The sequence below is a fragment of the Novosphingobium kaempferiae genome (genome assembly GCF_021227995.1).
GTDB lineage: Bacteria > Pseudomonadota > Alphaproteobacteria > Sphingomonadales > Sphingomonadaceae > Novosphingobium > Novosphingobium kaempferiae.
In genome coordinates, this window is record NZ_CP089301.1 from 3,497,397 (window position 1) to 3,520,655 (window position 23,259).

The 23,259-nt window shown below is 66.4% G+C and carries 17 protein-coding genes; 12 read left to right on the forward strand and 5 right to left on the reverse strand.

Annotation, left to right across the window (positions count from 1 at the left end):
- The first annotated feature begins 5 nt into the window (after positions 1 to 5).
- The 9 genes from LO787_RS15970 (at position 6) to LO787_RS16010 (ending at position 13,258) form a co-directional block, all read left to right on the forward strand.
- A complete protein-coding gene (locus LO787_RS15970; RefSeq protein ID WP_232491988.1) occupies positions 6 to 995 on the forward strand; it encodes a P-loop NTPase family protein in 990 nt (329 codons plus the stop codon).
- A complete protein-coding gene (locus tag LO787_RS15975) occupies positions 995 to 2,719 on the forward strand; it encodes a preprotein translocase subunit YajC (protein WP_338045382.1) in 1,725 nt (574 codons plus the stop codon). The genes LO787_RS15970 and LO787_RS15975 overlap by 1 nt, the downstream gene beginning before the upstream one ends.
- Positions 2,720 to 2,733: 14 nt before the next feature.
- Positions 2,734 to 4,089 carry an XrtA/PEP-CTERM system-associated ATPase gene (locus LO787_RS15980; protein WP_232491989.1) on the forward strand — a complete coding sequence of 452 codons (1,356 nt, stop codon included), beginning with the start codon at positions 2,734 to 2,736 and terminating at the stop codon, positions 4,087 to 4,089.
- 13 nt (positions 4,090 to 4,102) lie between these two features.
- On the forward strand, positions 4,103 to 4,975 hold the full coding sequence (locus LO787_RS15985; RefSeq protein WP_232491990.1) for an XrtA system polysaccharide deacetylase: 873 nt from the start codon (positions 4,103 to 4,105) through the stop codon (positions 4,973 to 4,975).
- Entirely contained in the window at positions 4,972 to 6,048 is a 1,077-nt protein-coding gene (locus LO787_RS15990) for a FemAB family XrtA/PEP-CTERM system-associated protein (protein ID WP_232491991.1), read from the forward strand. Before LO787_RS15985 ends, LO787_RS15990 begins: the two co-directional genes overlap by 4 nt.
- Entirely contained in the window at positions 6,048 to 7,271 is a 1,224-nt protein-coding gene (locus LO787_RS15995) for a TIGR03087 family PEP-CTERM/XrtA system glycosyltransferase (protein WP_232491992.1), read from the forward strand. The genes LO787_RS15990 and LO787_RS15995 overlap by 1 nt, the downstream gene beginning before the upstream one ends.
- Before the next feature lie 13 nt (positions 7,272 to 7,284).
- Positions 7,285 to 8,823: an exosortase A gene (gene xrtA / locus LO787_RS16000; RefSeq protein WP_232491993.1), complete on the forward strand. Its 1,539-nt coding sequence runs from the start codon at positions 7,285 to 7,287 to the stop codon at positions 8,821 to 8,823.
- Positions 8,824 to 8,834: 11 nt separating this feature from the next.
- Entirely contained in the window at positions 8,835 to 10,730 is a 1,896-nt protein-coding gene (locus LO787_RS16005; RefSeq protein WP_232491994.1) for an XrtA/PEP-CTERM system amidotransferase, read from the forward strand.
- Between the two features lie 224 nt (positions 10,731 to 10,954).
- Positions 10,955 to 13,258 carry an EAL domain-containing protein gene (locus LO787_RS16010; RefSeq protein ID WP_232491995.1) on the forward strand — a complete coding sequence of 768 codons (2,304 nt, stop codon included), beginning with the start codon at positions 10,955 to 10,957 and terminating at the stop codon, positions 13,256 to 13,258.
- A 399-nt stretch (positions 13,259 to 13,657) separates the two neighbouring features.
- Here the strand turns inward: LO787_RS16010 and zapE are convergent, their stop codons facing one another.
- Genes zapE through LO787_RS16025 form a run of 3 tightly spaced genes read right to left on the reverse strand, consistent with a single transcriptional unit; the run spans position 13,658 to position 16,042 of the window.
- The gene (gene zapE, locus LO787_RS16015; RefSeq protein ID WP_232491996.1) at positions 13,658 to 14,773 is read right to left on the reverse strand and encodes a cell division protein ZapE; all 1,116 of its coding nucleotides are present in this window, start codon (positions 14,771 to 14,773) and stop codon (positions 13,658 to 13,660) included.
- A complete protein-coding gene (locus tag LO787_RS16020; protein ID WP_232491997.1) occupies positions 14,770 to 15,231 on the reverse strand; it encodes a PaaI family thioesterase in 462 nt (153 codons plus the stop codon). Before LO787_RS16020 ends, zapE begins: the two co-directional genes overlap by 4 nt.
- Before the next feature lie 28 nt (positions 15,232 to 15,259).
- Positions 15,260 to 16,042 carry a succinate dehydrogenase iron-sulfur subunit gene (locus LO787_RS16025; RefSeq protein ID WP_232491998.1) on the reverse strand — a complete coding sequence of 261 codons (783 nt, stop codon included), beginning with the start codon at positions 16,040 to 16,042 and terminating at the stop codon, positions 15,260 to 15,262.
- 519 nt (positions 16,043 to 16,561) lie between these two features.
- Here LO787_RS16025 and LO787_RS16030 point away from each other — a divergent pair.
- Positions 16,562 to 17,314, forward strand: coding sequence for an SDR family NAD(P)-dependent oxidoreductase (locus LO787_RS16030; RefSeq protein ID WP_232491999.1), 753 nt, complete (start codon positions 16,562 to 16,564; stop codon positions 17,312 to 17,314).
- 87 nt (positions 17,315 to 17,401) lie between these two features.
- On the opposite strand, the gene LO787_RS16035 is transcribed toward LO787_RS16030, so the two are convergent.
- Together LO787_RS16035 and LO787_RS16040 are read right to left on the reverse strand one after the other, a co-directional pair.
- On the reverse strand, positions 17,402 to 18,694 hold the full coding sequence (locus LO787_RS16035; RefSeq protein WP_232496343.1) for a chloride channel protein: 1,293 nt from the start codon (positions 18,692 to 18,694) through the stop codon (positions 17,402 to 17,404).
- 199 nt (positions 18,695 to 18,893) lie between these two features.
- Positions 18,894 to 21,677 carry an Rne/Rng family ribonuclease gene (locus LO787_RS16040; protein ID WP_232492000.1) on the reverse strand — a complete coding sequence of 928 codons (2,784 nt, stop codon included), beginning with the start codon at positions 21,675 to 21,677 and terminating at the stop codon, positions 18,894 to 18,896.
- A 206-nt stretch (positions 21,678 to 21,883) separates the two neighbouring features.
- Between LO787_RS16040 and LO787_RS16045 the strand changes: the two genes are divergently transcribed.
- A complete protein-coding gene (locus LO787_RS16045; RefSeq protein ID WP_232492001.1) occupies positions 21,884 to 22,024 on the forward strand; it encodes a hypothetical protein in 141 nt (46 codons plus the stop codon).
- Between the two features lie 279 nt (positions 22,025 to 22,303).
- Positions 22,304 to 23,173 carry an N-acetylmuramoyl-L-alanine amidase family protein gene (locus tag LO787_RS16050; RefSeq protein WP_232492002.1) on the forward strand — a complete coding sequence of 290 codons (870 nt, stop codon included), beginning with the start codon at positions 22,304 to 22,306 and terminating at the stop codon, positions 23,171 to 23,173.
- Positions 23,174 to 23,259: the final 86 nt, after the last annotated feature.

Below are 23,259 nucleotides of genomic sequence, written 5' to 3' on the forward strand. Positions count from 1 at the left end.
AAGACATGACCGATCATCGCAAGATCCCCGTGCCGCAGCAGCCCGACGAACCCGCAGGCGAATCGCTGTTCGAGCGCGCCAACGGCCGCTTCGACTTCAACAGCCTGATCGCCAAGCCGACGGCGTTCCCGGAGCGTCCGGCACGCCGAGCGCCCGCCGCGCCCTTCGAGGCAGTGGCTCCCGCGCCGGTCGTGCCGCCGGTGGCAGAGGCTGCTCCGGCTCCGGCTCCCGTGGTCGAGCCGGAAGCGGCCCGCTTCCACGGCGAAAAGCGCCCGGTGGACCGCGAGCATCTGCGCGAACAGGGCCTGATCGTGCCCGAAGGCGCCGTCACCGCGCTCCTCGAAGAGTTCCGCATCGTCAAGCGCCAGCTTCTCGTCCAGGCCGCCGACCTGCGCCGCCAGAAGGCCGGGCCGATGGCGCAGCGCGTGCTGATCTCCTCCCCCCATCCGGGCGAGGGCAAGACCTACTGCGCGCTCAACCTCGCTCTGTCGATCGCGGCGGAGAAGGAGAGCGAGGTGCTCCTCGTCGATGCCGACTTCGCCAAGCCCTCGATTCTTTCGGCGCTCGGCCTGCCGGGCGGTCCCGGCCTGATGGATGCGCTGATGGATGACACCATCGACGTCGCCGACTGCGTGCTGGGCACCGACATCCCGGGGCTCTGGGTGCTGCCTGCGGGCGACACGACCAGCCACGACAGCGAATACCTGTCCAGCTCGCGCACCGCCCATGTCCTTGACCAGCTGACGCAGGGTGCGCCGAACCGCATGGTGATTTTCGATTCTCCCCCGGCGCTCGCCGCGTCTCCCGCTGCGGAGCTGGCCAAGTACGTCGGGCAGACGGTGGTCATCGTGCGCGCGGACAAGACCGGGCGCGGCGCGCTCGACGACGCGATCTCGCTGCTCAATGCCTGCCCGAACGTGCAGCTTCTTCTCAACGCCGCGCAGTTCAGCCCCAGCGGCCGACGCTTCGGCTCCTACTACGGATACAAGGGTTGATGATGGCGATGACCCGCATCGCGATGCTGGCCACGGTTGCGGCGCTCACGCTGCCTGCGACCGTGCAAGCGCAGTCGATCGGCTACGAGGGCGTCGGTTCCGGCGGCGGTGGCCGCGACAGTGCTTCCGAGGGCTCCGGCGACAGGTCTGACCGCGCATCCCGTCGGGGAAGCCGCGGGCAGGGCGCCAAACGCATCGACATCCAGCCCTACATTGAGGTTGACCAGATCGTCACGGCTGAGCTTTCGCCCGGTGACGAGGTGCTGACCTACACGCAGGTCGCCGCCGGTATCGACGCGTCGATCCAGGGCCGCAACAACGGTGCGTCCGCCTCGGTGCGCTACCAGCGCCAGTTCGGCTGGGGCAAGCGAGCGGGCGATGGCGACGCGATCAGCGGCCTCGTTCGCGGCTACGCGACCGTGGTCCCCGGCGTGACGGTCGAAGCGGGCGCGCTCGCCTCGCAAGTCAATGTCGAGAATGGCGGCGCCGCGCTGGCGGCGGGTACGCTGTCGGGCAACGGCAAGACGACGGTCTATTCCGCCTACGCCGGTCCCTCGGTCGCGACGCGCGCGGGCGACCTCGCCATCGCGGGCAATTATCGCTTCGGCTACACCAAGGTCGACCAGTCGAACTCTGCCCGCGATGCCCAGACCGGCGCCGCTGCGGACGTGTTCGACGAAAGCACCGTCCACATGGCCGATATCCAAGCCGGTTTCGCGCCGGGTACTGTCCTGCCGGTCGGCGTGGGCGTCGGTGGCAGCTTCTACCAGGAGGACATCTCCAACCTCGACCAGCGCGCCCGCGACATGCAGGCGCGCGCCATGGTCACGGTGCCGGTCAGCCGCACCGTGCAGGTGGTCGGCGCGATCGGTTACGAGGATGTCGAGATTTCCAGCCGCGACGCGGTGCGCGACGCCAATGGCCTGCCGGTGATCGGCCGGGACGGGCGCTACGTCACCGACAAGTCCGCCCCGCGCGAACTGGCCTACGACGTCAGCGGCCTCTTGTGGGACGTGGCGGTGATGTGGCGGCCCAGCCGCCGCACCTCGCTGTCCGCTCATGTCGGTCGCCGCTATGGCTCGACCAGCTATGGCGGCACGCTGGCCTATGCGCCCAACGACCGCAGCCAGTTCAGCGTCTCGGTCTATGACAACGTCTCCGGCTTCGGCGGCCAGCTCAACCGCGCGCTCGACCAGTTGCCCGACGACTTCGAGGTCGTGCGCGATCCGATCACCGGCGAACTGCGCGGCTGCGTATCCTCGCTGGAGAGCGGCAACTGCTTGTCCGGCGTGCTGGGATCGGTCCGTTCCTCGACCTTCCGCGCGCGTGGCATTGCAGCGAACTACACCATGCAGATCGGCCGCCTGAGCGCGGGGATCGGCGCGGGCTACGACCGCCGCAAGTACATCGCCGCGCGCAATACCATCCTTGCTGCGGCGAACGGCGTGATCGACGAGAACTGGTGGCTGGCTGCCTACGTCGGCGGCGATATCGGCCGCGATGCGGGCTGGTCCGCCAACGTCTACGCCAACTGGATCAGCAGCAACGATCCGCTGACCGACGACGTCGCCGGATACGGCGCGACCGCCAGCCTGTACAAGATGTTCGCACCGCGCCTGCGTGGTACCGTCGCCGTCGCGATCAACGGCCAGAAGTACGACACGCCTTCCATCGACGACTTGTGGACCGCCTCGGCGCTCGCGGGTCTGCGCTACTCGTTCTGATAAGGAAAACCGCCATGTTCGACGACTTCTACGGGCTCGACGCGAGGCCTTTCCAGCTCACCCCCGATCCGGCGTTCTATTTCGAGAGCAGCACGCACCGTAAGGCGCTGTCCTACCTTGGCTACGGGCTCGCGCAGGGTGAGGGCTTCGTGGTCATCACCGGCGAAGTCGGCGCGGGCAAGTCCACGCTCGTCGCCTACCTGATGGCGACCATCGACCCGGCGCGCATGACCGCCGCCAACGTCGTGACCAGCGCGCTCGACGGCGAGGAGATCGTCCACGTCGTCGCGCAGTCGTTCGGCCTGCCGGTGCAGGGGCATGACAAGGCGTCCGCGCTCGGTACGCTTGAGGCGTTCTTCCACGAGGAAGCGCGCGCGGGCCGCCGCTGCCTGCTGATCGTGGACGAGGCGCAGAACCTTTCGGTGAGCGCGCTGGAGGAGCTGCGCATGCTCTCCAACTTCCAGCTCGGTTCGCACCCGCTGCTCCAGACCCTGCTGCTGGGCCAGCCGGAATTTCGCGAGACGCTGCTGCAGAGCAACCAGCTTGAGCAGCTGCGCCAGCGCGTGATCGCGACGCATCACCTCGGCCCGATGCACGTCCGCGAGGTGCAGGCCTACGTCGAGCATCGCCTCGGCTGCGTCGGCTGGAAGGGCAATCCGGGCTTCGATGCCGAGGTATTCCCGGCAATTCACGAGGCGACCGGCGGTATTCCGCGCCGTATCAACCAGATCGTCAACCGCCTGCTGCTGCTGGGCGCGGTGGACCGCCGCGAGCATCTCGACCTTGCCATGCTCACGCAGGTGCTCGACGAGATGAACGACGATGGCGCGCTTGCCGTGGTCACGCCGGTCGAGGAGCCTGCGGCTCCGGCAGAGGCTGGCCCGTTCGCGTCGGCCGGCGGTTTCGCGCCGGTCCAGACGTTCGCGGCGCCGGTCGATGCAATCGACACGGCCACTGCGATTTCGCTGATCGAACAGGCACTTGCGGATCGCGAGACGCTCGACACGGCGGGAGCCATCGCGCTGATCGAGACCGCGCTCGCCAACCGTGACGGGCTTGACGGCGCTGCCGCGCAGACGCTCATCGATGCGGCGCTTGCGGATCGCGACGTGCTGATCGGTGAATTGCAGTCCGCCGTCGTGGAGCTCGCCGCCGCTGCGGAAGAGCGGGAAGCGACCGCCGTTCAGGGTGCTACGGTCGAATTGCAGGGCGATCGCATCGCCGCGCTGGAAGGCCAGCTTGCCGAGGCGACGGCCCGTGCAGAGCGTCTCGATGCGCGACTGAGCGACACCGAGCGTACACTGAGGCACACCTTGACCATGCTGATCGAGTGGATCGAGAGCGGCGACGGCCAGCGTAACGTCGCCTGAGGGAGCCGCCCCGATGTCAGTGCCGATCAACGGCCTATCCGTCGATGTCGAGGACTGGTTCCAGGTCGGCGCCTTCGAGAAGGTGATCGACCGGGGCAACTGGACCTCGCTGGCGACACGGGTCGAACGCAACTGCGACGAGATCCTTCGCCTGTTCGCAGACGCGGGGGTGAAGGGCACGTTCTTCACCCTCGGCTGGGTGGCGGAGCGCGAGCCCGCGCTGATGCGCCGCATCGCCGATGAAGGCCACGAAGTCGCCAGCCACGGCTGGGATCACGAGCGCGTGTTCCGGCTTGGCCGGGAGGCTTTCGCCGCCGACATCGAGCGCGCTCGCAAGGTGATCGAGGATGCGTCAGGCCAGGCGGTGAAGGGCTACCGCGCCCCCAGCTTTTCCATCGATGCGCGCACGCCCTGGGCCTTCGAGGTGCTGGCAGAGCAGGGCTATGCCTACAGTTCCAGCGTCGCGCCTATCGCGCATGATCATTACGGCTGGCGCGAGGCTCCGCGCTTTGCGTTCCGCCCCATCGCCGATGCCGAACTGATCGAAATTCCGGTGACGACGGCGCGCTTCGCCGGGCGTCGTCTGGCGGCGGGCGGCGGCGGGTTCTTCCGCGTGCTGCCTTACGGCTTCTCCCGCTGGGCGATCCGGCAGGTCAACCGCGAGGACGAGCGCCCGGCGGTGTTCTACTTCCACCCGTGGGAGATCGACCCCGGCCAGCCCCGTGTAGAGGGCGCACCGTTGCGTTCGCGCCTGCGCCACTACACCAACCTGTCGGTCATGGCCGACAAGCTGGAGCGGCTGGTCGGCGAATTCCGCTGGGGCCGCATGGATGAACTCGCCGCGCGCGAGGCCCTGCGTGCAGAGCCGCTGGCGCTGGCGGCATGAACGCGCCTTTCGTGCCCCTGACGTCGGAGGTGCGCCTCATCGACCTGAACGACCCCGACGAGATCGCGCGGCTGGAAGGCTACGTCGTGCGCCATCCGCAGGGGACGCCGTTCCATCGGCCTGCGTGGTTCGTCTCCGTCGCGAAGGCGACCGGCAACCGCGCGCTGGCGCTGGTGCAGGAGCAGGCGGGCGAGATCGTCGCCTTCCTGCCGCTCGACGCGATCCACTCGCCGGTCTTCGGGCGACTGCTGGCATCGACCGGGTTCGCCGTGGGTGGTGGCCTGCTCGTCTCGGACGGAGCCGACACCGCTGCCGTCTTCGCGGCGGCGGAGGAACTGGCGCTGCGCCTGACCTGCCCGACCATCGAACTGCGCGGCGGCGTGCTGCCGGAATCGAACGAGGGTTGGGCGCTCAAGACCGAGTCCCACGCCAACTTCGCCCGTCCGCTCGCCGCCGACGACGAGGCGCAACTGCTCGACATCCCGCGCAAGCAGCGCGCCGAAGTGCGCCGCTCGCTGAGCATCGACCTGACGATCGAAGTCGGCACCTCGGAACGCGACCGCGCCGCGCATTACGCGGTGTTCTGCGAAAGCTACCGCAATCTCGGCACCCCGGTGTTCCCGCGCGCGCTGCTGGATGCGGTGGTGGACGGGTTCGGCGACGACGCCGACATCCTTACCGTCCGGCACGAGGACAAGCCGGTGGCGAGCGTCATCAGCGTCTACCATCAGGGCGCGGTCATGCCCTATTGGGGCGGCGGCACCTGGGATGCGCGGCGGCTGCGGGCGAATGATCGAATGTACTACGAACTCATGCTCCACGCCCGGCGGCGTGGTTGCACGACGTTCGACTTCGGCCGCTCCAAGACCAACAGCGGCGCCTATCACTTCAAGCGCAACTGGGGCTTCGAGCCGGAGCCGCTGACTTATGCCAGCTGGACCGCCCCCGGTGTCGCCAAGCGCGATGCCGACCCGACCAGCGGCAAGCTGTCGATGCAGATCAGGCTGTGGCAGCGCCTGCCGCTCGGCGTCGCCAATCGCCTCGGTCCCATGATCGCGCGCGGGATCGGCTGATGGGCGAGATCCTGTTCCTGTCGCACCGCATCCCGTTTCCCCCGGATCGCGGTGACAAGATCCGTTCGCATCATATCCTCAAGGCTCTCGCCAGCCTTGCGCCGGTCCACGTCGCGACGTTCTTCGACGATGCCGACGACCAGCGCTGCGAGCCCGATCTTGCCGCCACGGCTGCCAGTTACCGGCTGGTCGAGCGCAGCAAGCCATTGCCGGTCGCCGGTCTGGAAGCGCTCGCCTCCGGCCGGGCGTTGAGCCTCGCCGCGTTCCACGACAAGCGGCTGGAAAGCTATGTCCGCGACGTGCTGGAAACCCGCGATATCGACGCGATCTATGTCTTCTCGGGCCAGATGGCGCAGTACATTCCCGAGGACTTCCGGGGCCGGGTTATCGCCGATCTGGTGGATGTCGATTCCGCGAAGTTCGATGCCTATGCCGCCAAGGGGCGGGGGTTCCGCTCATGGATGGAGAAGCGTGAAGGCCGTCTCCTGCGTGTGGAAGAGGCCCGCATCGCCGCGAAGTCGGACGTCAGCCTGCTGGTAAGCGCGGCCGAGGCCGACCTCCTGCGCTCGCGCCTGACCGATGACGGTCTCGTCCGGCCGATGGGCAACGGGCTCGACGCGGCGGTGTTCGATCCCGCCATCGTGACGCCCGAGCCGCGCATGACCGCGCATGGCGGTCCTCGCATCGTGTTCACCGGCCAGATGGACTATGCGCCCAACATCGAGGCTGCGACCCGTGCCATCGACCGGATACTGCCGCTGGTGCGCGAATCTCTGCCGGATGCGACCCTGCACATCGTCGGCCGCAATCCACCTCCTGCGCTGACTGCCCGGTCCGGGCGGGACGGCGTCGAGGTATGGGGCCGGGTGGATGACATCCGGCCGTGGCTCGCCGCCGCCGACGTTGCGCTGGTGCCGCTGGAAATCGCGCGGGGGGTGCAGAACAAGGTGCTCGAAGCCATGGCGATGGCCCTGCCGGTCGTGCTTTCGCCCGGCGCGGCGACGGGTATCGACGCACTCGACGCTCGCGATTTCGCCGTGCGGGACAGCGACACGGCGATGGCGCAGGCCGTCGCCGATCTGGCGCGCGCGCCCGAAGCGGCGCGCATGATGGGCCGCGCCGCGCGCGACTGGATTATCGCCAATGCAAGCTGGGAGGCGGCTCTGGCACGCCTGCCGGAGTATCTCGGCATCAAGGCGGAAAGAACGCTGGATGCGGCCTGAGGCACTCGTGACGATGACCGGTTCCCGTCGTGCCTGGAGCACGCTTTCGACCGAATGGCGGGCAGGCATCATCCGCCTCGGCATCGCGTGGCTGGTGATCCTCGTCGGCTTCATCGGCGATTGGGCCGCCATGGCGCGGCAATGGTGGGACATCTCCACTTACAATCACGTCCTGCTGATCCCCGCGATTCTTGGCTGGCTGGTGTGGCAGCGGTGGCCGCAGCTCAAGACCCTGTCGCCGATGGGCTGGTGGCCGGGACTGGTCCTGCTCGGTGCGGCGGCTTTCCTCTGGCTGCTGGGAGCGATGTCGGGGCTGGACCTTGCGCGGCAGGCGGGCGTCGTCGCCATGCTGGGGGCCTGCGTGCCCCTGATGCTCGGCGTGCGCGTCAGCGCGGCGTTGGTCTTTCCGCTCGGCTATCTCGTCTTCCTCGTCCCCGTCGGGGAGGAACTGGTCAAGGTCCTGCAGACGATCACCGCCGAGATCACCATCGCGCTCACGCACCTCAGCGGCATTCCCGCGAAGATCGACGGCGTGTTCATCGACACGCCCGCCGGTCTGTTCGAGGTGGCGGAGGCCTGCTCGGGCGTGAAGTTCCTGATCGCGATGATCGCGTTCGGCGTGCTCGCGGCGAACGTCTGCTTCCTGAGCTGGCGGCGGCGCGTGGCGATGCTGGCGACCTGCATCGTCGTGCCGATCGTCGCAAACGGCGTGCGGGCTTGGGGGACGATCTACGCGGCGCAGATATTCGGCGTCGAAGCGGCCGCCGGGATCGACCACATCATCTACGGCTGGTTCTTCTTCGCCATCGTGCTGGCGCTGGTGATCGCGGGAGCCTGGCGCTTCTTCGACCGGCCGCTGGGCACGCCCGCGGTCGATATCGGCGCCATCGAGCGCATGGCGTGGCTTGGGCGGCTGCAGGGGCGCGCCTTGTCCGGGCGTGCGGCGCTGGCCGGGTTCGCGCTGGTTCTCATCATGGCGCGCTGCTGGGCGCTGGTCGCAGACACGCTCGCCGCACCGATGCCCGCGCGCATCGACCTGCCTGCCGTAGAGGGCTGGACGCGTGTCGATTATGCCCCCGCAATCTGGTGGGAGCCGCGCGCCGAGGGTGCGGACCATCGCCTGCTCGGTCGATATCGTGACGGCAAGGGGCATGAGGTCGACGTCTTCATCGCGCTCTACGCGAGCCAGGGTGAGGGTTGCGAAGCCGGTGGTTTCGGGCAGGGGGCGCTGGTGCCCAACAGCGCATGGGCGTGGCAATCGTCCGGCCCGTCGATCGAGGGCGGCAAGGGCGAGCGGCTCCTCGGCAACGGGCGGATCGAGCGGACGGCCGTCACCTGGTATCGTCAGGGCGAGCTGTTGAGCGGGAGCAATGCCCGACTCAAGCTGGCGGTGATCGCCGATCACCTGCTGTTCCGTGCCGAGCCGACGACGATGCTCATCCTGTCTGCCGAGGATTCCCCGCGTGGCGCAGGCGAAAGCGCGATATACGCCTTCCGCGCATCCGCCGGTCCGCTCGCGGGCTGGATGGACCGCGTGGCGCAGGTCAGGTAGGGCCTCTCCCCATGTGCGGTATTGCCGGTATCTATCATCTGGAGACGCCCAAGCCGGTCGATCGCGCGCGGGTCGAGGCGATGTGCGACGCCATCGCGCATCGCGGGCCGGACGGGCAGGGCGTCTGGACCGCGCCGGGCGTGGCACTGGGCCACCGCCGCCTCTCGATCATCGACCTCGCCGGATCGCCGCAGCCGATGGCCTCGCTCGACGGCCGCGCGATGCTCGTCTTCAATGGCGAGATCTACAACTACCGTGAACTGCGGCAAGAACTGAAGGCGCTGGGGGCGCAGTTCCGCACCGATGGCGACAGCGAGGTCATCCTTGCCGCGTGGCGCCAGTGGGGACCGGGCTGCGTCACGCGCCTGTTCGGGATGTTCGCCTTCGCGATCTACGATCTCGACGCGCGCACCCTGTTCCTCGCCCGCGACCGTCTGGGCGTGAAGCCGCTGTATTATGCGCAGCTGAGCGACGGCAGCCTTGCATTCGGCTCGGAACTCAAGGCGCTGACCGCCCATCCGCTGCTGCGCCGTGAGATTGATCCGCTAGCGGTCGAGGATTACCTGACCTGGGGCTATGTCCCGGACGACCGGGCGATCCTGAAGGGCGTCTGCAAGCTGCCCGCCGGGCACTCGCTGCTGTTACGCCACGGAGCGCCGATGCCGCGCCCGACGCAGTGGTGGGATGTCAGCTTCGCCGAACGCCGCAAGGGCAAGCCCGCCGATCTGGAGGCGGAACTGCTCCACCTCATGCGGCAGGCGGTATCCTCGCGCATGGTCGCCGACGTGCCGCTGGGCGCGTTCCTGTCAGGCGGCGTCGACAGTTCGAGCGTCGTCGCCTTCATGGCCGAGGCGAGCAACAGTCCGGTGAAGACCTGTTCCATCGGCTTCGACGTCGCCGCGCTGGACGAGAGCGCCTACGCCACGAAAGTCGCGCAGCGCTTCGGCACGAACCATGCCTCGCGCATCGTCTCGCCTGACGATTTCGACGCGATCGACCAGCTTGCCGACATGTTCGACGAGCCTTTCGCCGATGCTTCCGCCCTGCCGACATGGCGGGTGTGCCAGCTCGCGCGCGAATCGGTGACGGTGGCTCTGTCCGGCGACGGTGCCGACGAGGCGCTGGCCGGATATCGCCGCCATGTCTTCCAATACGGCGAGGACAAGGTCCGCGCGCTGCTGCCGCAATCCCTGCGCGGACCGGTGTTCGGGGCGCTCGGCAGGGCCTACCCCAAGGCCGACTGGGCGCCGCGCCCCCTGCGCGCCAAGTCGACCCTGCTGTCTTTGGCGGGAGATTCGGCGCAAGGCTATGCGCGGTCGATGGCGTTCCTGCCGCCCGAACTGCGCGACCAGCTCTACTCCGACGATTTCCGCAAATTGCGCGGCGACTATCGCGCCGAAGACCAGGTGCTCGCGCTGATGCGCGGCGCGCCCGCCCGGTCCGGCCTCGACCGGGCGCAGTATGCCGACCTCAAGGTCTGGCTGCCGGGCGACATCCTGACGAAAGTGGACCGCACCAGCATGGCGGTCAGCCTCGAAGCGCGCGAGCCGCTGCTCGACCACCGGCTGATCGAGTTTGCCGCCAGCCTGCCCGAGCGGATGCGCGTGCAGGGCGGGCAGGGCAAGTGGCTGATGAAGCGGGCGATGCGCCGCTATCTGCCCGACGATGTGCTCTATCGCCCCAAGCAGGGCTTCGTGACCCCGATCGCGCAGTGGTTTCGTGGCCCGCTGGCAGGAACCGCGCGGGAGATCGCGAGCGGCACGGCACTCGCGCGGACCGGCTGGTTCGACCAGCGCCGCCTGCTGGCCATGGTTGACGCGCATGTATCGGGAACATCGGATAATTCCCGGCTGCTGTGGCAGATGCTCATGCTTGATAAGGCGTTTACCGCAATGGGTGGCAGTTAAATTAGGACGGAAAGCGCGGTTTTTCGCCTTTTTCGTATTCCTGATGCTGTGCGCCATTAACTACACGGTTTCTTAGTACCTTCGCTCTAGACCGGGTGCATCGAAACGCCATGCGGGACGTAAATGCACGGAAATGGTCGCCATAATCGGTACTTCGAGCGGAATGTTTCCGCGATGACCGACCATGCCTGCGCCTTTGTGACTCCTGACCGGGAGCACCTCGCATGATCGGCGCCCTTTCGAGAATCCGCGATTTCTGGAAGATGCCGCGGGTTCGCATCGTCTTCTGGGCAGCCCTGACCGGCGCAGTCGTCGGCGTGCTGGGCCTTGGCTTGCCTGCCGAAGATTACCTGCGCAACATGCGCTGGTGGTCGAGGCTGCATCGGTCCGACCAGCAGATCGTCGTCATCCAGCAGGATGACCGGACTCTCGACGAACTCGGCACGGTCGATGTTTCTCGCGGCAATGATGCGGAGCTGATGCGGCGGTTGTTTGCGGCAGGCGTCAAGAACGTCTATTTCGCGCGCGCCTTTTCCAAGCGTGGAAGCGCGGCTGACGACAACCTCTTCATCGAAGAACTGAAGGAACATCCCGGCCGCGTCTATCTGGGCGCCATCGGCGGTGAAGGAACGCAGCGCGGTAACTATGCTGCGGGCGTGCCGCTCAAGGCGTTCCGCGAGTATGCCGGCACCGTGTCTTTGCTGGTGCGGCATCGTCCGCTCAATCTCAACGTGCAGCTTCCGTACTCGTCCGACAGTCCGATCGGTCGCATTCCTTCGCTCGCGGCGCAGATCTCCAACGTCCACGGTGATCCCAACACACTGTTCTTCCCCGACTTCTCGATCACCGTCGGCTCGTTTCCGACAGCGAGCTACATCGATGTCATGCGCGGCGAGTTCAAGCCTTCGGTCGTGCGCGGCAAGGATGTCCTGATCACGACGGCGGCCGACAGTTTCAACGATATCCACCGCATCCCCGGTCAGAGCGTCAATGCACCGGGCGGGTTCTTCCATGCCATCGGCGCGGAGACGCTGAAATTCTACGCGCCGCGTGATTACGGGTGGTTCGCACCGTACCTGCTGGTGATGATCGTCGTCATCTCCGGTCTCGGCAGGGGACGGGTGCTCGACATCTATCGCTTCACTGCGCTGGTGGGCGTGATCGGAGCCGTGCCGTTCCTGCTTGATCGTTTCGCAATCCAGGTCGACATCATCCCTGCGCTTTCCGTGGCGCTGGTGGCGGTGATCCGCATGCGCAATCTCGATCGTGTCGAGGTTGCGGGAGAAACCAACCTTGGTTCGGGGCTCCCGAGCGTCCAGGCGCTGCGTAATTCCGGCGATTTTTCGACGCGCATCCTCGTCTCTCTGAAGATCCGCAACTACGGTGCCATCATCGGCAGCTTCGCGGAGCATGTGGAAGCGCAACTGGCCAAGGAGATCGTTCGCCGCGTCCGCATCAGCGACGAGGGCGTGCTCATCTATCACGAGGGCGGGATGTTCGTCTGGCTCTCGTCGATCCGCAGCACTTTCGACCTCTTCGAGAACCTCGAAGGCCTGCACCGTATCGTGCAGAACGGCATCCAGATCGGCGGCGTGGACATCGACCTCTCGTTCAACTGCGGCATCGATTCCGACTTCGAACGCACGCTTTCGAGCCGCGTGGCGAGCGCCATGCAGGCAGCGGAAGAGGCCGTGCGGAACGACGAACTCGTCTACCAGAACGAGGACCGCAAGCATGAGGCACAGTGGGAAATCTCGCTGCTGACCTCGCTCGATCGCGCGATCGACAATGGCGAGGTCTGGGTGGCCTACCAGCCCAAGCTCGATCTTCGCTCGAAACGCATCAGCGGTGCCGAGGCTCTGGTGCGCTGGACGCACCCCGAACGCGGACCGATCAGTCCCGACAAGTTCATTCGTATTGCCGAGGAATTCCACAGGATCGAGCGTATCACCCGGTTCGTCATCAACGACGCTGTCCGCGTTGCTGTGGAACTGGAGCGGCAGGGCTACGAGATGACGATGTCCGTCAATATCTCGGCCCAGCTTCTGCGCAATCCCGGTCTGCCAGGCATGATTTCCGAAATCCTTGCCGCGCACGGTCTGTCGCCCAATCGCCTGATACTCGAAATCACCGAGACGGATCGCCTCGACCGCAGTTCGAAGACGTTCCAGATGCTGCAGCGGCTGGTACAGTCGGGCCTGCGTCTGTCGATCGACGACTTCGGCACCGGCAACGCAACCATCGATTACCTGCGCTACCTCCCGGCAAGCGAAGTGAAGATCGACAAGACCTTCGTGTCCTCGATGGAAGGCAGCAAGGAGGATCTGCTGCTGGTCCAGTCCATCATCGAGATGGCGCATTCGCTGGACCGAGTCGTCGTGGCGGAAGGCGTCGAAACGCCCAAGGTTCTCGAGATGCTGTCCGGTCTCAAGTGCGATCTGGTCCAGGGTTACTACGTAAGCCGGCCCGTCCCATTCCGGGATTTCCTGGACTTCGTGTCCGGACGGAGAGCGCGCTTGATTGGTTAAAATTTCCTTGATGTCTGGTTAACTAACTATTATCCATGTGCTCGACCGCTGAGAATGCGGTCGTTCACATGGGGAATGACAATGAACAAGGACATCTGGGGCGGTGGTTGGTGGGGCAGCGGTCGTTAATAACGACTATGCTGGCCTTAATCCGGACCTTTAGTTCGGATCATCGCACGTAAAAAGAAGCGCTTTCCAGAAGAACTCCTGTCTTTTGGAAAGCGCTTTTTCTTTGTCTGTTGTTTATGGGATTTCGCAATCCTCGGGCATTATTACTCAAATAATTGTGTTGAGTATAATCCGGGTGAGCTTATTCGCTCATGATGGCGCGATGAGCTTGTCTCGATTTGCGCGCATTGCGTAGTAAGGCGCTTCCCGATTCGGGACTCGTTAGCTAACTCAGCTTTCGCCGTGGCCCAGTGCAAGATAGTCGGCGCTCTGCATTTCGTTAAGGCGGCTGATCGTACGGTCGAATTCGAAGCGGCCAGTCCCGGATTCGTACAGGTCTTCGGGAGCCGCATCCGCTGCGGCGATGAGCTTTACCTTGTTCTCGTACAGCGCGTCGATCAGCGTCACGAAGCGTGCCGCTTCGTTGCGTCGATCCGGACCCATGCGCGGTATGCCGACCAGGATCACGGTATGATAGGCACGCGCTATGGCCAGATAGTCTGCCGCGCCGCGCGCTTCTCCGCAAAGGCGCTTGAAGCTGAACACGCCGACGCCCTTGAGGCTCTTGGGCACATGGAGCATGCGGCCGCCGCCGACGTCGAGATCCGCTGACGGAACATGCTCGCTGTCCTCGGGCGGGTAGTCGGTAAGACGATAGAATGCCTCGCGTGCCGCCTCGGTGGCGGGCTCGCCCAGCGGCTGGTGCCATGTCGCCATGCCGCCGAGGCGCTGCATGCGATAGTCGGTCGGCCCGTTGAGCGTGAGAACGTCCAGTTGCTGGTCGATCAGTCCGATGAACGGCAGGAAGTGTTCGCGGTTGAGACCGTCCTTGTAGAGTTCGGACGGCGCCCGGTTCGATGTGGTGACGATCGTCATGCCTTCGTTCACGATCAGATGCGTGAACAGCCGGCTCATGATCATCGCGTCGGCCGAGTTATTCACGACCATCTCATCGAACGCGAGACAGCGAACGTTGCGGGCGAGGGCGGCGGCGACCGGGGGGATGGGGTCGCCCGTTTCCTTCTTGCGCTCGTCGCGCAGGAGGGCGTGGACCTCGAGCATGAAGGCGTGGAAATGCACGCGGCGCTTGCCGGGGATGTCGAGGGTCTGGACGAAGAGGTCCATCAGCATCGACTTGCCGCGTCCGACGCCGCCCCACATGTAGACGCCGCGCGGGGCGGCGGCCTTCTTGCCCAGCAACTTGCCGAAAAGGCCCGTCGACGAACTCGCCTTGTAGAGTTCACGCTGAAGCTGGTTCAGCCGTTCCGCCGCGCCAGCCTGTTCCGGGTCCGATCGAAGTTCGCCGGTCGCGACCAGCGCTTCGTAGCGTTCGAGCATCGCGCTCACCGTGAAGCGCTCGGCTTGCGCAGGGTGCCCATGAAGCTGGCGACGAGGTGGTCGTCCTGCTCGACGGTGCCGCGCACGAAGACTAGGCGGCGCGTCTCTTTCATGATCTCCGCCACGACATCAAGCGGCTGGCCGATGCGGCCCGCGCCGATGAACTGGTTCTGGAGATCAAGCGTGACCGCGCCGACGGCATCCGCACCGATCACGGTGAACATCGCCGCGAACATGCCTACGTCGATCAGCGCGAGAGTGACGCCGCCGTGGACGGCATCGAGGACGTTGCTGTGCTGCACGCCCGCTTCGACGAGGCGGAGGCGCGCGCTGCGATCACCTTCGCGGCGGACCAGCATGCGGCCCAACCCTTGCGAGTTGAATCGCGAGCCTTCGTTCAGCTTCCACGTATGCCAGCCCGGAAACTCCGGGTCCGGCTCGTGGATGAATGCACCGTCGTGTGCCACGGGAGAACCCGGGTCTCGGCCCGAAGGCTCAGACCTGGCGCTCCGCCTGCATCTTCTTGATCTCGGCGATCGCGCGCGCGGGCGAGAGGCCCTTGGGGCAGACGTTCGCGCAGTTCATGATGGTGTGGCAACGGTAGAGACGGAAGGGATCTTCCAACTCGTCCAGACGCTCGCCGGTCATCTCGTCGCGGCTGTCGGCCAGCCAGCGGTAGGCCTGGAGCAGGATGGCCGGGCCGAGGAACTTGTCGGAGTTCCACCAGTAGCTCGGGCAGGAGGTCGAGCAGCAGGCACACAGGATGCACTCGTAGAGGCCGTCCAGCTTCTCACGCTGTTCGGGGCTCTGCAGGCGCTCCTTGCCCGACGGGGTCGTCGAGACGGTCTGCAGCCAGGGGCGGATCGAGGCGTACTGCGCGTAGAAGTGCGTGAAGTCCGGCACGAGGTCCTTGATCACGTCCATGTGCGGCAGCGGGGTGATGCGGATATCGCCCTTCAGATCCTCGATCGCGGTGGTGCAGGCGAGACCGTTCTTGCCGTTCATGTTCATCGCGCACGAACCGCAGATGCCTTCGCGGCACGAGCGGCGGAACGTCAGCGAGGGATCCATCTCGTTCTTGATCTTGATGATCGCGTCGAGGACCATCGGGCCGCACGCGTCGAGGTCGATCTCGAACTGGTCGTAGCGCGGGTTCTCGCCCGAATCCGGGTCGTAGCGATAGACGGTGAACTTCTTGACCTTGGTGGCGCCCTCAGCCTTGTGGACATTGCCCCGCTTGCTGATCTTGCTGTTCGCCGGGAGGGTGAAGGTCGCCATGTAAGAATCCCCGTGATCTTGCAGTGCGGCATGAGCCGCCTTGTGGTCCCCCTCTAGCGATTCGCCCGCGTAGGGCAAGAGGTGACAAAGGCGAGGTGAGGCCGAAGCAAGATCACGGAATTGCGAGCTATTCGCATGACGGACAATGTGGCGGGCTGGTTAAATCAGAAGCGGCTGTTTGTGTCGGCCGCCGCGAAGGCGGGTCAATCTCGATTTTCCCGCATGAAATGACGTCAAATCTTTGTATTGAAATGATTATACTCGTCGCTGAGTCCGCGCCTCAGGCCTGCATTTCCTCTCTCGACGTGTGACCTTCCAGAATCGCCAACCGAGACAAACAGCCTCCGAACCGACGCGTCAATCGCAAGCGCGATTGCGAAAGAATCTGCCGCCCGGTGCGACCAGATCATTTTTCCGACATGTAGGAAAGGCCCGCCACCGTCTCCGCGATACCCGCGCGCCATGGCTTGCGATGCCGCCTGCCGGGTGCTTGCGTGCCGCCATCAAGGGAGAGACTACATGGGCGAATGGAGCGGCCGTACTGCCGTGGTGACCGGCGGAGGACGCGGCTTCGGCAAGGCATTCGGGAACGCGCTGGCGATGCAGGGCGCGCATGTCGTGCTCGTCGATATCGACGGGGCCGTCGCCGCCGAAACCGCGCAGGGCATCGTCGCGGCAGGCGGATCGGCGCTGGGGCTGGGCGGCGATGTCACCGACGAGACGCGCATGTCCGCGATCATGGCGGAGGCCGCATCGGTGAACGGCGGCGTCGACCTGCTGGTAAACAACGCCGGGCTTCATTCGGACGAATACGGCCAGCCCATCCTGAAGATGGGGCTCGCCAAGGTGCGCCGACTGTTCGAAGTCAACGTGCTCGGCGTGGTCTGCTGCACGCTCGCCGTCCACCCGCACATGCGCGGGCGGGCAGGGGCCTCCATCGTGAACATCGCGTCGAGCGCCGCGCACATGGGTGGCTCGGCCTATGGCGACAGCAAACTCGCGGTGGCGGGGCTGACGATCACGTATGCCCGCGAACTCGGCCCGGACGGCATCCGCGTCAACGCCATCTCGCCCGGTCTGATGCTGACCGAGACGATCCGCAACGAACTTCCCGAAGCCACGAAAGAGCGCGTCCAGGCGATGCAGCTGATCCGTGGCGACGGGCTGGAGCAGGACATCGTCGATGCACTGCTCTACCTCGCCTCCGCGAAGGCGCGCTTCGTTACCGGCGAGACGTTGCGGGTCACGGGTGGCATGGGGGCAGGGGTCTAAGAAGAAGGGAAGGGCGAGGGCCATTGCCCTCGCGCTCCCGGACTTGTCGACGTTGCGCGTGCAGCGGTCTTGCGCTTCGTTTCGGGGTCAGGCGGGTTGTTTCAGGAAGCGCTGTGAGAGGGCGTGGTACAGCTTTTCCTTGCAGACGAACTGCGCGGTGAAGTCGCCGACCAGCGCGGCGGCGACCAGCGGCATCATCAGGCCGCGGCTTGCGGTGGTTTCCGAGATGATGATGACTGCCGTCAGCGGCGCGCGCACCACGCCCGTGAAGTAGGCGACCATGCCCAGCAGCACGATCGCGCCCGGCGGATAGCCGGGGAACGCGGTGCGCAGCAGGTCGCCGATACCCGCGCCGATCGACAGCGACGGAGCGAAGATGCCGCCCGGCAACCCGGAAACGGCAGTGGCGAGCGTCGTCGCGAACTTCGCCGCGCCGAACCAGACCGGAACGTCCTCGCCGACGATGATGCCATGCGCGGTCTCGTACCCGGTGCCCCAGGTCAGGCCGGTCGCAGTGCCGATCGCCGCCACGACCGCGCCGCATCCCAGCGCGAACAGCACCGGACGGGCACGCAGCCAGGCAATGGGCGCGAACGGCGTGCTGCCGCTGGCGAGCATGAGGCGCGAGAACAGACCACCCGCCAGCCCACCGACCACGCCCGCGACCGGCGCGGCGACGATGGCTTGCGAGAACCCGAGCGTCTGGCGCATCGCGCCGAAATAGATGTAGTCGCCTGCAAGGCCGAGGCTGACCATGCCCGCGACGAGAACGGCGGCCATGACCAGCAGCGTCATGCGCTGTTCGTAGGCGGCGGCGAGTTCCTCGATGGCGAAGGCGACCCCGGCAAGCGGCGTGTTGAAGGCCGCCGCCACGCCCGCCGCGCCGCCCGCGATATAGACGGACGAGCGGATCGGGATGCGCATCAGCCGGTGCATCCGGCCCATGATGGCGGCGGCGATCTGCACCGTCGGCCCCTCGCGCCCGACCGAAGCCCCGACCAGCAGCGCGCCCGCCGTCAGGACGAACTTGGCAATGGCGGCGCGGGCCGAGACGAATGTCGATACGGCGGCTTCGGGGTTCTTCGTCGCCGCCATGACCTGTGGGATGCCCGAACCTCTGGCGAGCGGTGCGAAGCGGTTCGTCAGCCAGACGATCCCGGCGAAGCCGAGCGGCGTGACGATCAGGGGCGCCCACCAGACGCGAGCGGACATCGCGTGGAAAAGCAGGTTCGCGCGGTCGGCAAGGTCCGCGAACACCAGCGCGACGAGGCCGACCAGAACCGCACCGCCCAGCAGCGCCACCCGTCGCCGCCAGATCAGCGCCTCCGGGCCGTGGCGGCGCAGGAGCACGCGGAAACGTCGGGGTAGCAGGCGGGCCAGCGGCTTCACGAAACGATCTCGAATGACGGGCGGGGAACGCTCCCGAGCCTCATGGCGTCTGGGGCAGCCCGTGTCCACCGGCCAAAGTCATATGGGCATGCGGAAACTCCACCTGCTGCGAATGACACTTGCCCGAAACGACAAACGCCGCGCGTGATCCGAAGATCGCGCGCGGCGCCTGTTATCGTGTCATCTTCGGTTATTCGCCGAAGGTGCGCTGCCACCAGCCGCGACGCGGAGCGGGTGCCGCCTCGGCATCGACGGTTTCGGCGGCTTCCGGCTCAGAAGCGGCTTCGGGCTCGGCCGGAGCTTCGACTGCGGCCTCGGCCTCGACATCTGCCTTCTTGCGGCGGGTGCGCTTGGGCTTGGCCGGGGCTTCCTCAGCGACCGGAGCCGGAGCTTCGACCACGGCTTCGGCCTCGACATCGGCCTTCTTGCGACGGGTGCGCTTGGGCTTGGCAGGCGCTTCTTCGGCGACCGGAGCGGGTTCGGCCGGAGCCTCGACCACGGCTTCGGCCTTCTTGCGACGGGTGCGCTTGGGCTTTGCCGGAGCTTCCTCGGCGACCGGAGCGGGTTCGGCCGGAGCTTCGACCACTGCCTCGGCTTCGACGTCGGCCTTCTTGCGGCGGGTGCGCTTCGGCTTGGCGGGCGCTTCCTCCGCGACCGCTTCGGGTGCGGCGGGGATCACCGACTCGGCACCGATGCCACCATCGGCTACCGGCTGCGCGGTGCCGTCGGTAGCCAGTTCGAGGCCTTCGGCGCCGCGAACGGCGTCATCGCCCTCGATACCCTCTACGCCGTTCTCGCCTTCCTCGCGGCGACCGCCACGACGGCGGCGACCACCACGACGGCGGCGCTTCTTGGGCGCGTTGGCTTCGTCGCCCTCGGCAGCAGCGGGTGCGGCCTCGGTTTCTTCGCCTTCGTCCTCGTCGCCTTCGTCGGCGCCTTCGGTTTCACCCTCGGCCTCGGCGGTGTCGGCCTGGTCCTCGCGACGGTCGCGGTTGCGGCCACGACGGCGCTTGCGACGCTTGCGACGACCGTTGCCGTCACCTTCGCCTTCCGAAGCCTCGCCACGCTCACCGCGCTCGGCTGCTTCTTCGGCTTCCAGCTCTTCGTCCTCGTACTCGTCCTCGACGAAGTCGTCCTCGACGTCCTCGGCGATGGGCTCGAAGCGGGGCACGAACTCGTTGCGCGGGCCGGACGACATGACGCGCATCTTGGCGCCTTCGTTCTCACCCTCGGGGATGACCTCGACGGTGACGCCGTAGCGGTCCTCGATGTCGGCAAGGTCGGTGCGCTTGGCGTTGAGCAGGTAGACCGCCGCCTCGGTGGAGGCGAACAGCGACACGACGATGCCCTTGCCCTTGGCCGCTTCGTCTTCGATCAGGCGCAGGGCCGACAGACCCGCCGAGCTGGCGGTGCGGACGAGGCCGGTGCCGTCGCAGTGCGGGCACGAACGCGTGGTCGCTTCCAGCACGCCGGTACGCAGGCGCTGGCGGCTCATCTCCATCAGGCCGAAGCTGGAGATGCGGCCGACCTGGATGCGCGCGCGGTCGTTCTTGAGCGCTTCCTTCATCGCCTTCTCGACCTTGCGGACGTTGGAGCCGTACTCCATGTCGATGAAGTCGATGACGACGAGGCCCGCCATGTCGCGCAGGCGCAGCTGGCGGGCGATTTCCGCCGCCGCTTCGAGGTTGGTGGCGACCGCCGTCTGCTCGATCCCGTGCTCCTTGGTGGCGCGGCCCGAGTTGATGTCGATCGAGACGAGCGCCTCGGTCGGGTTGATGACGATGTAGCCGCCCGAACGCAGCTGCACGACGGGGTCGTACATCGCGGTCAGCTGGTCCTCGGCGCCGAAGCGCTGGAACAGCGGGACGGGGTCGGCGTAAGGCTTAACCTTGCGGCCGTGGCTGGGCATCAGGAGCTTCATGAAGTCCTTCGCCGCGCGGTAGCCTTCCTCGCCCTCGACGATGACTTCCTCGATGTCGCGGTTGTAGATGTCGCGGATGGCGCGCTTGATGAGGTCGCTGTCCGAGTGGATCAGCGCCGGCGCGGCCGAACGCATGGTCTGCTCGCGCAGTTCGTCCCACAGGCGGGCGAGGTAGTCGAAGTCGCGCTTGATCTCGGTCTTGGTGCGCTGGAGGCCGGCGGTGCGCACGATGCAGCCCATCGAGCGGGGCAGCTGCATTTCGGCGATGATCGACTTCAGGCGCTTGCGGTCCGAGGCCGAGCTGATCTTGCGGCTGATGCCGCCGCCGTGGCTCGAATTCGGCATGAGCACGCAGTAGCGGCCCGCGAGGCTGAGGTAAGTGGTGAGGGCAGCGCCCTTGTTGCCGCGCTCTTCCTTGACGACCTGCACCAGCAGCACCTGGCGGCGCTGGATGACGTCCTGGATCTTGTAGCGGCGGCGCAGCGCCATGCGCTTTGCGCGCAGGTCATCGGCTTCCTTCGAGCGGCCCGAGGGCTTGCCCTGACGGCGACGGCCACGGCCGCGACGACCGTTGCCTTCCGATTCCTCGTCGCCCGCTTCGCCTTCCTCGTCGGCGTGGAACGGGTTCTCGACCGATCCGTCCTCGATGGTGGCGACCTGGTCCTTCTCGGAGGTATCGACTTCGGTCAGACCGCCGTCGTCATCGCCGTAGTCCTCGTCTTCATCGTCACCTTCGGAGGCGCGCAGGGCGGCTTCTTCCTCGGCGTGCGCGGCTTCTTCCGCCAGCAGGGCCTCGCGGTCCTCCTTGGGGATCTGGTAATAGTCCGGGTGGATTTCGCTGAAGGCGAGGAAGCCGTGGCGGTTGCCACCGAAATCGACGAAGGCGGCCTGGAGCGAAGGCTCCACGCGCGTCACCTTCGCGAGATAGATGTTACCCTTGATCTGCTTGCGTTCGGTCGACTCGAAGTCGAACTCTTCAATGCGGTTTCCCTTGACGACCGCCACCCGCGTTTCTTCCGGGTGGCGCGCATCGATCAGCATGCGCGTTGCCATTTGATAGTCTCCGTGCGCGTCGACGCCAGGCCGGATCAGCCAGGCGGATGCGCGTATGTTCATTGTAGGCGGATGCGCCCCGCAGCATCACGACGCGGCCATTTTCGGCGGCGCTCCATGCTGAGGGGACGAGTTTCTGCGCAGTGTCGGAGCAATCCAGCGCTCCGTGCGCGGCGAAAGTAGTGATCGTCCCGAGGACGAAGCGTGTGTCTGCGAGCGGAAGTTCGCGCGACGTTTCCGAATATCGGTTCGAACGCGCGGAAAGTTGCGACCACGCCGCCCGCGCCCTTTCGGGCGTCGACTGGCAGGGCGGCAACTGGCTTCTCATGGCTCGCATCAACCTGTGAGGTTTTCCGGAAAAAGGATTATTTCCGGCTCCCTTGGGCCGGGGCTCCATCTGGCTCTGCCGGTCCACTCCGGCGCCATATGGGTATGGTTTTTCCGGATTACGAGGACCGACGCGCGTTTCTTGCCCCGGTTCTGCTGGCGTAGCATTCATGTCGCAAGACGGCAAGTTGCTTGACCGGCCCGAATTTGCGCAAGCTTATTAAGCCGATCAGCCTGTGGGAAAGCCCGTTGGCCAAGGATTGCAGGCCGCGCGATGCCCCCTTAGTCCTTGGCGCATAATGTCGCGCACCGTCCAGTTGACCCTGCTGTTCCTCGTGCCGCTGGCGCTGCTCGTCGCGGCGTTCGTGGTGACCGGCGTGTTTCCGGCGCGCGCCGGGGCTTACGATTATGTGGTACGCTTCGACCTGCCGGGCGCCGATGCGCCGGTCGGCCTGCCGCGCGTCGACGGCCTGCCCGACGCCAGCCGCCCGCTGGTGGTGATCGACGCGGGCCACGGCGGCTTCGATCCGGGCGCGGGGCAGGGCGACCTCAAGGAAAAGACGGTGGCGCTGCAGATCGCGCTCGCTCTGCGCCAGAAGCTGCTCGAAGGCGGCGGTCTGCGCGTGGCGCTGACGCGCGACGCCGACCGCTTCATCGCGCTTCCCGACCGTCCGGACATCGCCCGCCGCCTCAATGCCGACCTCTTCTTGTCGATCCACGCCGACAGCGCCGAGAACGATTCGGCGCGCGGCGCCAGCGTCTACGTCCTGTCCGAGCGCGGATCGAGCCAGGCGGCGGAGCGCTTCGCAGCGCGCGAGAACGGCGCGGGTCGCGTCAACGGCGTCGCGCTGTCGAAGACGAGCGAGAATGTCGGCGCGATCCTGCTCGACCTGTCGCAACGCGGCGCGCAGACCCGCTCCACGCAGGTGGCGAGCCTGCTGCTGCGCGAACTGGGCGATGCGGGCGTCGGCATGCACCGCGACCAGCCGGAAACCGCGGCGCTGGCCGTGCTCAAGGCGCCAGACATGCCTTCGATCCTGTTCGAGACGGGCTACATCAACAACGCCGAGGACGCGCAGGCGCTCGGCTCGGCACAGGGGCGGCAGGTGCTGGCGGATGCGGCGGCGAAGGCGATCCGGGCCTATTTCGCGAGGAATGCGGGTGTCTAGTGTGAGCGGGGACCGCTGGCGGTTTTCGAGCGCGCCCTGCGGAGGGGGCTTCGACAAGCTCAGCCTGAGCGGAATTCAAAGGTATT

Bases quoted from the DNA above. Each gene is read 5' to 3' on its own strand.
- LO787_RS15970 (WP_232491988.1), top strand. From the start codon at position 6: ATGACCGATCATCGCAAGATCCCCGTGCCGCAGCAGCCCGACGAACCC.
- LO787_RS15975 (WP_338045382.1), top strand. From the start codon at position 995: ATGATGGCGATGACCCGCATCGCGATGCTGGCCACGGTTGCGGCGCTC.
- LO787_RS15980 (WP_232491989.1), top strand. From the start codon at position 2,734: ATGTTCGACGACTTCTACGGGCTCGACGCGAGGCCTTTCCAGCTCACC.
- LO787_RS15985 (WP_232491990.1), top strand. From the start codon at position 4,103: ATGTCAGTGCCGATCAACGGCCTATCCGTCGATGTCGAGGACTGGTTC.
- LO787_RS15990 (WP_232491991.1), top strand. From the start codon at position 4,972: ATGAACGCGCCTTTCGTGCCCCTGACGTCGGAGGTGCGCCTCATCGAC.
- LO787_RS15995 (WP_232491992.1), top strand. From the start codon at position 6,048: ATGGGCGAGATCCTGTTCCTGTCGCACCGCATCCCGTTTCCCCCGGAT.
- xrtA (WP_232491993.1), top strand. From the start codon at position 7,285: ATGACCGGTTCCCGTCGTGCCTGGAGCACGCTTTCGACCGAATGGCGG.
- LO787_RS16005 (WP_232491994.1), top strand. From the start codon at position 8,835: ATGTGCGGTATTGCCGGTATCTATCATCTGGAGACGCCCAAGCCGGTC.
- LO787_RS16010 (WP_232491995.1), top strand. From the start codon at position 10,955: ATGATCGGCGCCCTTTCGAGAATCCGCGATTTCTGGAAGATGCCGCGG.
- LO787_RS16025 (WP_232491998.1), bottom strand. From the start codon at position 16,042: ATGGCGACCTTCACCCTCCCGGCGAACAGCAAGATCAGCAAGCGGGGC.
- LO787_RS16030 (WP_232491999.1), top strand. From the start codon at position 16,562: ATGGGCGAATGGAGCGGCCGTACTGCCGTGGTGACCGGCGGAGGACGC.
- LO787_RS16040 (WP_232492000.1), bottom strand. From the start codon at position 21,677: ATGGCAACGCGCATGCTGATCGATGCGCGCCACCCGGAAGAAACGCGG.
- LO787_RS16050 (WP_232492002.1), top strand. From the start codon at position 22,304: ATGTCGCGCACCGTCCAGTTGACCCTGCTGTTCCTCGTGCCGCTGGCG.